Annotated in this window: 8 protein-coding genes and 1 other RNA gene; 8 read left to right on the top strand and 1 reads right to left on the bottom strand. The window is 61.0% G+C overall.

Annotation, left to right across the window (positions count from 1 at the left end):
- The first annotated feature begins 185 nt into the window (after positions 1–185).
- From EJD88_RS04610 to EJD88_RS04575, 8 genes are all read left to right on the top strand, one after another.
- On the top strand, positions 186–845 hold the full coding sequence (locus tag EJD88_RS04610) for a GntR family transcriptional regulator (protein ID WP_099582685.1): 660 nt from the start codon (positions 186–188) through the stop codon (positions 843–845).
- Between the two features lie 2 nt (positions 846–847).
- The gene (gene smc, locus EJD88_RS04605) at positions 848–4,336 is read left to right on the top strand and encodes a chromosome segregation protein SMC (protein ID WP_112196442.1); all 3,489 of its coding nucleotides are present in this window, start codon (positions 848–850) and stop codon (positions 4,334–4,336) included.
- 259 nt (positions 4,337–4,595) lie between these two features.
- On the top strand, positions 4,596–5,465 hold the full coding sequence (zipA, locus tag EJD88_RS04600; protein WP_099582683.1) for a cell division protein ZipA: 870 nt from the start codon (positions 4,596–4,598) through the stop codon (positions 5,463–5,465).
- An 87-nt stretch (positions 5,466–5,552) separates the two neighbouring features.
- A complete protein-coding gene (gene ligA, locus EJD88_RS04595) occupies positions 5,553–7,910 on the top strand; it encodes an NAD-dependent DNA ligase LigA (protein ID WP_158876975.1) in 2,358 nt (785 codons plus the stop codon).
- A 124-nt stretch (positions 7,911–8,034) separates the two neighbouring features.
- Positions 8,035–9,201, top strand: coding sequence for a putative zinc-binding metallopeptidase (locus EJD88_RS04590; RefSeq protein WP_158876973.1), 1,167 nt, complete (start codon positions 8,035–8,037; stop codon positions 9,199–9,201).
- A gap of 143 nt (positions 9,202–9,344) precedes the next feature.
- An RNA gene (gene ffs / locus EJD88_RS04585) (signal recognition particle sRNA small type) lies at positions 9,345–9,441 on the top strand.
- 244 nt (positions 9,442–9,685) lie between these two features.
- Positions 9,686–10,732, top strand: a complete 1,047-nt coding sequence (locus tag EJD88_RS04580) for an N-acetylmuramidase family protein (protein WP_099582680.1) — start codon at positions 9,686–9,688, stop codon at positions 10,730–10,732.
- Between the two features lies 1 nt (position 10,733).
- Positions 10,734–11,324, top strand: a complete 591-nt coding sequence (locus EJD88_RS04575; protein WP_158876971.1) for a hypothetical protein — start codon at positions 10,734–10,736, stop codon at positions 11,322–11,324.
- Between the two features lie 6 nt (positions 11,325–11,330).
- Here EJD88_RS04575 and EJD88_RS04570 read toward each other — a convergent pair whose 3' ends face one another.
- On the bottom strand, positions 11,331–12,194 hold the full coding sequence (locus EJD88_RS04570) for a LysR family transcriptional regulator (protein WP_099582678.1): 864 nt from the start codon (positions 12,192–12,194) through the stop codon (positions 11,331–11,333).
- Positions 12,195–12,288: the final 94 nt, after the last annotated feature.

The raw sequence follows: 12,288 nt of genomic DNA, 5'->3' as shown, positions 1-12,288 counted from the left end.
AGAAAAGGCGATCACAACACATTCAATTATGGTCCAGTCTTCTAGAACTGGCGTTTTTTGCGGGCTGGCGCCGCTCAACCGCTGCTTGTTTCATGCCAAATTCGCCACGGTGGGCGTAGCGCCATCAGCCAGCCAATGCGCTACACTGCCGCGCTTGTACCGATAGAAGATTTTGAAGGGAAAACATGACGTTCAAGGCGCCGGACAGTCTCGCCGAGCAAATCGCTCACCACCTCGCCGAACGCATCATTCGCGGCGATCTCAAGCCTGGGGAACGCATCCAGGAACAGAAAGTCACGCTGGCGCTGAATGTCAGCCGTGGTTCCGTGCGCGAAGCCTTGCTGATCCTCGAACGGCGCCACCTCATCGCGATCCTGCCACGCCGTGGTGCCCACGTGACCGAGCTCACCGCACACAAGGTCCAGAGCCTGTGCACGCTGATGAGCGAGCTGTACATCCTGCTCGGCAATGCCGTCGCTGAAGGCTGGCAGACCCAGGCCGACATGGCGCCGTTCGTGCAGATCCAACAGCGCCTGGTGACCAATTTCGAGCGTGAGGACATCCGCGCCTTCGTCGAAGAATGCTTCAACGTGATGCGCGCCGCGTACCCCTTTGCCAATAACCCGTACCTGCAGGAAACCGTCGAGAACCTGCAACCGGCGATGAACCGTGCCTATTACCTGGCCCTGGATCAGCGCAAGGCGTCCATGAGCGAGTACCTGGCGCTGTTCGAGCAACTGCTCGCCGCCGTGCTGGCCCGTGACGTGCCGCAGATTCGCCAAGTGCTGTCGGCCTACTGCCAGCGCAGCAGCTCGCTGGTCATCGCAGCGTTGGCGGACGCCTAAGCGTGCGGCTCAAGTGCATCAAGCTGGCGGGGTTCAAATCCTTCGTCGACCCGACCACGGTGAACTTCCCCAGTAACATGGCGGCAGTGGTCGGGCCCAATGGTTGCGGCAAGTCGAACATCATCGACGCCGTACGTTGGGTGATGGGCGAGAGCTCGGCCAAAAACCTGCGCGGCGAGTCGATGACCGACGTCATCTTCAACGGCTCCACCAGCCGCAAGCCGGTGAGCCAGGCCAGTATCGAGCTGGTGTTCGATAACTCCGACGGCACCCTGATCGGCGAATACGCGGCCTACGCGGAAATCTCCATCCGCCGCAAAGTCACGCGCGACAGCCAGAACAGCTACTTCCTCAACGGCACCAAGTGCCGTCGACGCGACATCACCGATATCTTCCTCGGCACCGGCCTGGGCCCGCGCAGCTACTCGATCATCGAGCAGGGCATGATCTCCAAGCTGATCGAAGCCAAGCCCGAAGACCTGCGTAACTTCATCGAAGAAGCGGCCGGCATCTCCAAGTACAAGGAGCGCCGCCGCGAGACTGAAAACCGCATCCGCCGTACCCACGAAAACCTCGCCCGCCTCACCGACCTGCGCGAAGAGCTGGAGCGCCAGTTGGAACGCCTGCACCGCCAGGCCCAGGCAGCCGAGAAGTATCAGGAATACAAAGGCGAAGAACGCCAGCTCAAGGCGCAACTCTCGGCCCTGCGCTGGCAGGCGCTGAATGAGCAGGTGGGGCAGCGCGAAGCGATCATCGGCACCCAGGAAATCAGTTTCGAAGCACTGGTGGCCGAGCAGCGCAACGCCGATGCCAGCATCGAGCGACTGCGCGACGGGCACCATGATCTGTCCGAACGCTTCAATCTGGTGCAAGGCCGCTTCTATTCGGTGGGCGGCGATATCGCCCGCGTCGAGCAAAGCATCCAGCACGGCCAGCAGCGCCTGCGCCAATTGCAGGACGATCTCAAAGAAGCCGAACGCGCGCGGCTGGAGACTGAATCCCACCTGGGCCACGACCGCACCTTGCTGCTGACGCTGGGTGAAGAGCTGGACATGCTCACCCCCGAGCAGGAAATTACCAGCGCCGCTGCCGAAGAAGCCGCAGCGGCGCTTGAAGAATCTGAAACCACCATGCACGGCTGGCAGGAGCAGTGGGACGCTTTCAACCTGCAATCTGCCGAACCGCGTCGCCAGGCCGAGGTGCAGCAGTCGCGCATCCAGCAACTGGAGACCAGCATGGAGCGCCTCGCCGAGCGCCAGCGTCGTCTGCAGGAAGAGCGTGTGCTGCTCGCCGCCGACCCGGAAGACGCGGCGATCATGGACCTCAGCGAGCAGCTCGCCGAAAGCGAGATGACCCTCGAAGAGCTGGAAGCCAGCGAAGAGCAGCAAGTGGAGCGCCTGGAGCAATTGCGTCAGCAACTGCAACAGGCAACCCAGGCCCAGCAACAGGCCCAGGGCGATTTGCAGCGGCTTAACGGGCGGCTGGCGTCCCTTGAAGCCTTGCAGCAAGCCGCGCTGGACCCTGGCACCGGCACCGCTGAATGGCTGCGCGACCAGCATCTGGCCGAGCGCCCGCGCCTGGCGGAAGGCCTGAAGGTCGAAGCCGGTTGGGAGCTGGCGGTGGAAACCGTGCTCGGCGCCGATCTGCAAGCAGTGCTGGTGGATGATTTCGGCGGCTTTGACCTGGCCGGGTTTGCCCAAGGCGACCTGCGATTGCTTAGCCCCGCCGCCGATGGCACGCGGGTGCCGGGTAGCCTGCTGGACAAGGTCGAGGCCGCGATTGACCTGTCGCCATGGCTGGGCCAGGTCAAACCGGTGGATTCCCTGGAGCAGGCCCTGGCCCAGCGCGGTCAGTTGGCGGCCGGCGAAAGCCTGATCAGCCGCGATGGTTACTGGGTCGGCCGGCATTTTTTGCGGGTGCGCCGCGCCAGTGAAGCCGAGAGCGGCGTGCTGGCCCGTGGCCAGGAAATCGTCAGCCTGATCGCCGAGCGCGAAGAGCGTGAAGCCACCCTCGAAAGCCTGGAAACTGAATTGCAGACCCTGCGCGCCACCCAGCGCCAGCAAGAGACCGGTCGCGAACACCTGCGCCGCCTGTTGCAGGACGAGGCGCGCCAGCAAGGCGAACTCAAGGCGCAACTGTCGGCGAGCAAAGCCAAAGCCGAGCAACTGACCCTGCGCCGCACCCGTCTTGATGAAGAAGTCGCCGAGATGGGCGAGCAACGCGCCCTGGAACACGAACAGATCGGCGAAGCGCGCCTGCACTTGCAGGAAGCCCTCGACAGCATGGCCCTCGACACCGAGCAGCGCGAACTGCTGCTGGCCCAGCGCGACAGCCTGCGCGAACGCCTTGACCGCGTGCGCCAGGAAGCCCGGCAGCACAAGGATCACGCGCACCAACTGGCGGTACGCCTCGGCTCGCTGCGTGCCCAGCATGATTCGACACGCCAGGCCCTTGAGCGCCTGGAGATGCAATCCGAACGCCTCACCGAAAAGCGCGAGCAACTGAGCCTCAACCTGGAGGAGGGCGAAGCGCCGCTGGAAGAGTTGCGCCTCAAGCTCGAAGAGTTGCTCGACAAGCGCATGACCGTCGACGAAGAACTCAAGACCGCACAGATCGCCCTGGAAGATGCCGACCGCGAGTTGCGCGATGCGGAAAAGCGTCGGACTCAAGCCGAGCAGCAATCCCAACTGATCCGCGGCCAGCTCGAACAACAGCGCATGGAATGGCAAGCCCTGACCGTGCGCCGCAAAACCCTGCAAGACCAGTTGCTGGAAGACGGCTACGACCTGCACGGCGTGCTCAACACCCTGACCGCCCAGGCCAATGAAAAAGACGCCGAAGAAGAGCTTGAGCGCATTGCTGCACGGATCCAGCGCCTGGGCGCGATCAACCTCGCGGCCATCGATGAATATCAGCAGCAGTCCGAGCGTAAACGTTATCTGGATGCCCAGGACGCCGATCTGGTCGAAGCCCTGGACACCCTGGAAAACGTGATCCGCAAGATCGACAAGGAAACCCGTAACCGCTTCAAAGATACCTTTGATCAGATTAATAGCGGTTTACAGGCGTTATTCCCAAAAGTTTTCGGCGGTGGCAGCGCTTACTTGGAACTGACGGGCGAAGATCTACTCGATACAGGGGTAACGATCATGGCGCGGCCTCCGGGCAAGAAGAACAGCACCATCCATTTGTTGTCCGGCGGCGAAAAAGCCCTGACCGCACTGGCCCTGGTATTTGCCATCTTCAAGTTGAACCCGGCGCCGTTCTGCATGCTCGACGAAGTTGACGCACCGTTGGATGACGCGAACGTTGGACGCTACGCACGACTGGTCAAAGAGATGTCCCAGACCGTGCAGTTCATCTATATCACCCACAACAAGATCGCCATGGAAATGGCTGATCAGTTGATGGGCGTGACGATGCATGAACCGGGCTGTTCGCGTTTGGTCGCGGTGGATGTCGAAGAAGCGATGGCGATGGTGGAATCTTGAGTTGCGCCATGACAGAAAGTTTTCAGCGCGTTGAAGGGTGATTTACCGGTCTAGGGAAAGTGGCAAATGGACATATTTGTTCAAGGCATTTTGACAGACGGTGTAAAGTTATCTTTGGTCGTGCTAGTTTAATGTCAATTTTTCGTGTGCGTGGGCAAAACGTCAGTCAGAACATAGAGTTGGCGCCACGTTTTAAAGCGGTTTGCACGGTGCTAAACCCCTTATTTTTCAGCATTTTTTATTAGAGGCACGGGATTACATGGAAATCGGTCTGCGCGAGTGGCTGATCGTCATCGGCATTATTGTCATTGCCGGTATTCTTTTTGATGGCTGGCGCCGCATGCGCGGTGGCAAGGGCAAGCTCAAATTCCGTCTGGACCGCAACCTGTCCAACTTGCCTGACGACGACGGCAGCGCCGAGCTGTTGGGGCCGCCCCGTGTGCTGGATACCCATAAAGAGCCGCAGCTGGACGAACACGACTTGCCGTCGATGAGCGCGCCGTTGCGTGAAGCCCGTGAACCGTCTTCCAAGCGTGGCAAGCGCGCCAACGCCGCCGTGGCCGAGCCCCATCAGGGTGACCTGAACCTCGACGTCGACGAAGGCCCGAGCTTCAGCAGCCGCGACGATGATTTCCCGGACGAAAACGTCGGCAAGACCAGCAGCGCCGCGCGCCAGTCGGTCAATGATCAGCCGGCCGCCGAAGAAGTCCTGGTGATCAGCGTGATCTGCCGCGACGCCGCCGGCTTCAAAGGCCCTGCGCTGTTGCAGAACATCCTCGAAAGCGGCCTGCGTTTTGGCGAGATGGATATCTTCCACCGTCACGAAAGCATGGCCGGCAACGGCGAAGTGCTGTTCTCCATGGCCAACGCGGTCAAGCCGGGCACTTTTGATCTGGACGACATCGACCTGTTCAGCACGCCGGCGGTAAGCTTCTTCCTCGGCCTGCCAGGCCCGCGTCACCCGAAACAAGCGTTCGACGTGATGGTGGCCGCAGCCCGCAAGCTGTCCCAGGAACTCAACGGCGAGCTCAAGGACGACCAACGCAGCGTCCTGACTGCCCAGACCATCGAACATTACCGTCAGCGTATCGTCGAGTTCGAGCGTCGCGCCCTGACACAGAAACGCTGAGGTTCGATCTTAAGCGTTGTCTGTAGAATCCGTGCACTAACATATTGAGCAGCTTCGGCTGCTCTTTTGCTTTATGAGAGAACACCCATGACCGCCGCCCATACCCGCATCCTCGAACTGCGCGCTGAACTGGATCAGCACAACTACCGTTACCACGTCCTCGACGAGCCGAGCATTCCGGACGCCGAGTACGACCGGCTGTTCCACGAGCTCAAGGCTCTGGAGGCCGAGCATCCGGACCTGGTCACGCGGGATTCGCCGACGCAGCGGGTCGGCAGTGCGGCGTTGTCGGCGTTTACTCAGGTCAAGCACGAGATTCCGATGCTCAGCCTGGGCAACGCCTTTGATGAAACCACCATGCTGGAGTTTGATCGCCGGGTGACCGAAGGGCTCGACCTGCCGGTGGGTGATCTGTTTGGCAGTGGCGCAGCGGTGGAATACAGCTGCGAACCCAAGCTCGATGGCCTGGCGGTCAGCCTGCTGTATCAGGATGGCGAGCTGGTACGCGGCGCGACCCGCGGCGATGGCACCACGGGTGAGGACATCAGCGTCAACGTGCGCACGGTGCGCAACATCCCGCTGAAGCTGCATGGCACCGGCTGGCCGGCGACCCTGGAAGTGCGCGGTGAAGTGTTCATGTCCAAGGCCGGTTTCGAGCGGCTCAACGCCTCGCAGCTGGAAGTCGGTGGCAAGACCTTCGCCAACCCGCGCAACGCCGCCGCCGGCAGCCTGCGTCAGTTGGATTCGAAGATCACCGCCAGCCGCCCGCTGGAATTCTGCTGCTATGGCGTGACCACGGACATCAGCGACACCCATATTGGCAACCTGCAACAGTTGCAGAAATGGGGCATGCCGATCAGCCATGAGCTGAAGCTGGCCAAGGGTATTCAGGATTGCCTCGACTACTACCGGGATATCGGCGAGCGGCGTAACAGCCTGCCCTATGAAATCGACGGCGTTGTCTTCAAGGTCAACAGCATTGCCGCCCAGCGTGAACTGGGCTTCCGCGCCCGTGAACCGCGCTGGGCCATCGCCCATAAATTCCCGGCCCTGGAAGAGCTCACCGAACTGCTCGACGTGGAATTCCAAGTCGGCCGCACCGGCGCCGTCACCCCGGTGGCGCGCCTGAAGCCGGTCAAGGTCGCGGGTGTGACCGTGTCCAACGCCACCTTGCACAACATGGACGAAGTGGCGCGCCTGGGCGTGATGATCGGCGATACAGTGATCATCCGCCGCGCCGGTGATGTGATCCCGCAAGTGGTGTCCGTGGTGCTTGAGCGCCGTCCGGCCGATGCCCGCGCAGTGCCGATCCCGGAGCGTTGCCCGGTGTGCGGCTCCCACGTGGAGCGCACGCAACTGGTCAAGCGCAGCAAGGGCAAGGAAACCATCAGTGAGGGCGCGGTGTACCGCTGCGTCGGGCGCCTGGCCTGTGGGGCGCAGCTCAAGCAGGCGATCATTCATTTCGTCTCGCGCCGGGCCATGGACATTGATGGCCTCGGCGACAAGACCATTGAGCAACTGGTGGATGAAAAACTCATCGGTTCGCCCGCCGACCTCTACAAACTAAAGTACGAGCAGATCATCGACCTGGAAGGCTTCGCCGATGTTTCCAGCAAGAAGCTGATCGCCGCCATCGAAAACAGCAAGACGCCGACCCTGGCGCGCTTTATCTACGCCCTGGGCATTCCGGATGTGGGCGAGGAGACCGCCAAGGTGCTGGCGCGCTCCCTGGCTTCTCTGGAGCGCGTGCAGCAGGCCTTGCCGCAAGTGCTCACGTACTTGCCCGACGTGGGCCTGGAAGTGGCGCACGAGATCCACAGCTTCTTTGAAGACACTCATAACCAGCAGGTAATCGGCGCACTCCTGTCGCCAAACGAGTGTGGGCTGCAATTGCAGGATCAGGGCGACCTCAGTGCCGAGTTCGCCGCCAGCACCACACTGGGCGGTTTGCTCGACAAACTGCACGTACCGTCCGTGGGCCCTGGCGCCGCGCAGAAACTGGCGGACAAGTTCGGCACCCTGGAAGGTGTGATCAAGGCCGACTGGCTGGACATGCGCCAGGCGTTGCCCGAGAAGCAGGCCAAGGCTGTGCGCGACTTCTTCGACAACCCGGACAACGCTAACCTTGCTCTGGCCATCGAGCAGCAGCTCAAGGACTTCGGCATGCACTGGCAAAGCGAGAAAAAGGTCGTCGAAGGTTTGCCGGAGGCCGGACACACCTGGGTCCTCACCGGCTCCCTGGAGCTGATGAGCCGCGACGTGGCCAAGGAGAAGCTCGAAAGCCTCGGCGCCAAGGTGGCCGGTTCTGTCTCGGCGAAAACCCACTGCGTGGTGGCGGGGCCGGGCGCGGGTTCGAAGTTGGCCAAGGCCAGCGAGCTGGGCCTCAAGGTGCTGGATGAAGAAGCCTTCGTAGCCTTCCTGGTCAAGCACAACATCACCGTCTGACGCGGCATGATTTTCTGTAGTGAGCGGGCTTGCCCCGCGCCGGGCTGCGCAGCAGCCCTGTAGGAAAGTGGAACGATCCCAAGCGCTAAATGATCTAGTCTCAGTCACCCAGGGAGAGATCGCCATGTTCCGCTACTTCGAGCAACTCAGTTCGCGCATCGCCGCACCGTTCATGGCCGAATCCTCGCGTAACAGCAAGGTCTGGCAGTGCCGTTGCGGCCAGTCCTTGTTCTTTCGCAACAGCCAATGCCTGGCCTGCGCGGCGCTGCTGGGCTACCAACCCCAGCAAAGCCGCCTGTCCTCATTGCAGCCCGGCCCCGTCGATGGCACCTGGTTGCAGGACGACAACCTGGACGCCGGCGCCTTTCGCCGTTGTGCCAACCTCGACACCCCGGCCGCCTGCAACTGGCTGATCCCGGCCCACAGCACCGCACCGCTGTGCGTGGCCTGTAGCCTCAATCGCACCATTCCCGACCTGTCGATCCCGGAAAACCCCGAACGCTGGCGCAAGGTGGAAACCGCCAAGCGCCGGTTGGTGGCGCAACTGATCAGCCTGGGCCTGCGCGTCGTGCCCAAGAGCGTTGACGAAGACACCGGCCTGGCCTTCGACTTCGTCGGTATCGACCTGGAAGGCAACGCGCCCATGACCGGCCACGCCAACGGCCTGATCACCCTCGACATCAAGGAAGCCGACGACGCCCACCGCGAGAAAATCCGTGTACAGATGCGCGAGCCGTACCGCACCTTGCTCGGTCACTTTCGCCATGAAGTCGGCCATTATTACTGGGATCGCCTGATTGCCAATACCCACTGGCAGCAACCTTTTCGCACCCTGTTCGGCGACGAACGCGCCAGTTACGCCGACGCCCTCGACCAGCATTACCAGAATGGCCCGAGTCCGGACTGGCAGCAAACCTGCGTCAGCGCCTACGCCACCATGCACCCGTGGGAAGACTGGGCCGAAACCTGGGCCCACTACCTGCACATGATGGATGCCGTCGACACCGCCCTGGGCTTTGGCATGAGCGCCCGTGAGATGGACCTGGATTATCAACCGTTCCCTCTCACCACGCTGTATGACCCCGAACACCCCAGCGGCCCGGCATTCCTGTCGTTCGTCAACGCCTGGATCGAACTGGCCGGCATGCTCAATGAACTGTCACGCGCCATGGGCCAGCCGGATTTCTACCCGTTCGTGCTGCCACCGGCGGTGATCGCCAAGCTGCACTTCATCCACCTGGTGATCCAGGAAGAGGGCGGCCGGGCGGATGAGGTACTGCAGGCACAATGATCAGCCAATGAGGGAGAAGCTGGTGACCATGGCAAGTGCTTGAACCCCTTCATATTTTTAATCCGTCACCAACGGTTGTAACTTCCGATGAGATCGGTACAATGGCCCCGCTTGCCGAGAGGCAGGCGTCGTTATGGTGACCCCATCGGTCCCCCCGCAACGATTACCCGTGAACCTGGTCAGAGCCGGAAGGCAGCAGCCACAGCGGGAACATTGTGTGCCGGGGTGTGGCTGGTGGGGTTGCCTCCATAACGCTCTTCCTAGCAATACCCCCTTCGATTCAAATCCAAATTATTTATTTTCAGTCAACTGCCATTGTTTTATTGCGCGGTCGATGACGGCTGTTTCACAACTTTCCAAACCCTCTCTGGACAACCCCAGACCGCCTTGTTAGTTTGCGCCGGCCACTTGTTTCAGAGTGTGACAAGGGTACTGATTTGATATTGAAGTGCTATCACTTCTTTAACTAACAAGGATGTCTGTGATGAAAAGCCTGCAAGGGTTACCCCGTCTTATCACTGCGTCGGTAGGTGCGGCCGGTAAAGCCCGAAACTTGCCTGCCGATGTTCAGTGCATCCAGTATTTATTCAATTTGATCATTCCCAAGATGGGGTTCCCGCTGGCCGAAAACGGCAAGTGTGACGGCCAGTTGGTGCAGTGCATCAGCCAGTATCAGTTCCGTCATCTCAAGTACGCCCACCCTGATGGCGTGATCGACCCCACCGGCCGCACCTTCAACAGCCTGATCGAGGAAGCGGTGAAAGTGCCGGTGAAGGCCTTTCCGAGCATGCGCATCCCGACTTTTCTCAACGTGTTCGGCAACAATCAGGGCGATGCGGTGCAGGCCACGGTCAACGTGTACCTGGACCGCATGCGCGCGATGATCGAGGCCGAGCGGCGTAACCGGCAATTGATGCTCCAGGCCACTTGCGACGGGGGCATGACCCTCAGCGAAACGGACTTCCAGAACGCCGCCACGCAACTGGGCAGCGGTATTTCGGTGAATATCATCAAGGCGTTCGCAACCGTGGAGTCGGGCGGGCGCTCCGGCTTCGGGCCGGCCAAGTTGCCGGTGATCGCCTTTGAAGGGCACCTGTTTCGCAAATACACCAAGCACATCTACGACCAGGCGCACCCGCTGCTGTCCTACCCCTACAAGAAAAAGGCCGGGCCGCAGTGGCAGGCGAACAACAAGGACCAGGCCAAGGCCTGGGAAACCATGGCCACCGCATTTGCCCTGGACCAGGAAGCCGCCTTGATGTCGGCTTCGTGGGGCATGTTCCAGATCATGGGCTTCAACTTTGCGTCGTGCGGTTACAAGACGGTGTTTGAGTTTTCGGCGGCATTAAAGGTCAATGCCGGCAATCAACTAAAGGCATTCCTCGGTTTTTGCAGCAAAAGCCCTGCGTTGATGAAAGCCATGAAGGCCAAAGACTTTACCGGCATGGCGCGTAACTATAACGGTGAGGACTACGGCAACTACGACGTCCTTATGCAAAAAGCCTACGAAAAACTTGAAGGGAAAAAATAGGATGATCCGTTTACTCGCGATAGGTGTGTTGTCGTTGTGCGCTGTGGCGCCAGCCATGGCCGGTTCGGCCGCGCTGCATTCGGGCAAGTACGAAGGGCTGATGCTGGCGGTGACGCCGGAACATCAGGTCGAAGGTTTCTACGCAGAATCAATGGGTGAGGGCGTAACACGCAGTTGTGCGTTCTACCTGCAAGGCAAGCCCGGCGCGCTCACCACCTGGCTCGACGACGCCTACCCTGGCAGCGTGGCGCCGTCGTCCGACGGCGTGACCCTGACCGTGGAGGAAGGCCGTCAGCATCCCGGCTGCATCAACGTCCTGATGCCGGAGATCGCCACGGGCCTGGACCTGACCCAGACCGCCAGCAAGCAGTGGATCGGTCTGGTCACCGTATCTGCCGACAAGGCTTACTTGCAGAAAACACCGGGCGCCAAGGCGGCCAAGCGCCCCTATATCGTCAAGAACGATGTGGTCGGTGTGCTGGCGTTCAAGGATGGCTGGGCCCAGGTTGAGTTCATCAATGCTGACGACCGCTCGTTCAAGGGCTGGATCAGTCAGGATCAGTACGCGCGGTTGGCTGCACCCAAAAGCTGATCTCCATCAGCCGAACGTTTCGCGCAACAGCCCCGCAAACGCATCCCGCGCCAAGTGGCGCTGGGTGTCCTTGTGCCAGAACAGCAGGTTGTCCACGGCCTGCAATTCGTCAAACCGATAGGACGCCAATTGATTGGCCTGCTCATAGCGGGCCAGGATGCCTTCCGGTGCCAGCGCCACGCCAATTCCCGCACTCACGCAGCCGATAATCGTGCCCCAGCTGGCATAACTGGCGATGGCCGGCTTGACGTCATGGGGCTTGAGCCAGTTTTCCAGCGCCGCCCGGTAAGGGCAGCCCGATGGCCACACCAGCAGGGTACGGCCCGCCAGGTCTTCGGCACTGTGGATCGGCGCGCTGGACGCGCTGGCGATCAGCACCAGGCGTTCGCTGTAGACCACGCTGTGTTCAAGTTTGGAGCGCTTGTTGCTGGCGGCCACCAGTGCCACATCCAGGCGATGGTGTTGCAGATCGTCGAGTAACTGAGCCCAGGCGCCGGTCACCAGTTCCAGGCTGACATCCGGGTAGCGTCGATGGTATTCCGCCAGCAGCGGTGGCAGGCGGCCGCTCGCGCTGGACTCCACGGCGCCGATGCGCAAGGTGCCACGGGGGATGGCATTGGCGTCCACCGCGCGCTTGGACTCCTCCACCAACGCGAGAATGCGTTCGCAGTAGTCCAGGAAAATTTCGCCGGCCGCGCTGATGGCCAGCCCACGCCCGGCACGGATAAACAGCGGCGTGCCCAACTCGCTTTCCAACTGCTTGATGCGTGTGGTGATGTTGGACGGCACGCAGTGCAGTTGCACGGCCGCCTGGGCCACGCTGCCGGTTTGCGCGACGGCTCGCACCATTTTCAGTTGGGCCAGTTCCATTGCTCAGTTCCGCTGATTTCAGAAGTCAGAAACACTTAATTGTCCTACGGCATGCCGGGGCCAAGACTGATTGCATTCTTTCTTAGTTTCTGGA

The sequence above is a fragment of the Pseudomonas sp. PB105 genome (assembly GCF_009764655.1).
GTDB lineage: Bacteria > Pseudomonadota > Gammaproteobacteria > Pseudomonadales > Pseudomonadaceae > Aquipseudomonas > Aquipseudomonas cyclaminis.
The sequence above is the reverse complement of the archived record's forward strand: the minus strand, read 5'-3'. Positions and strand labels throughout refer to the sequence as shown.

Excerpts from the sequence above, each read along its gene's own strand:
- zipA (WP_099582683.1), top strand. The coding sequence starts at position 4,596 with ATGGAAATCGGTCTGCGCGAGTGGCTGATCGTCATCGGCATTATTGTC.
- EJD88_RS04590 (WP_158876973.1), top strand. The coding sequence starts at position 8,035 with ATGTTCCGCTACTTCGAGCAACTCAGTTCGCGCATCGCCGCACCGTTC.
- EJD88_RS04575 (WP_158876971.1), top strand. The coding sequence starts at position 10,734 with ATGATCCGTTTACTCGCGATAGGTGTGTTGTCGTTGTGCGCTGTGGCG.
- EJD88_RS04570 (WP_099582678.1), bottom strand. The coding sequence starts at position 12,194 with ATGGAACTGGCCCAACTGAAAATGGTGCGAGCCGTCGCGCAAACCGGC.
- EJD88_RS04580 (WP_099582680.1), top strand. The coding sequence starts at position 9,686 with ATGAAAAGCCTGCAAGGGTTACCCCGTCTTATCACTGCGTCGGTAGGT.
- EJD88_RS04610 (WP_099582685.1), top strand. The coding sequence starts at position 186 with ATGACGTTCAAGGCGCCGGACAGTCTCGCCGAGCAAATCGCTCACCAC.
- ligA (WP_158876975.1), top strand. The coding sequence starts at position 5,553 with ATGACCGCCGCCCATACCCGCATCCTCGAACTGCGCGCTGAACTGGAT.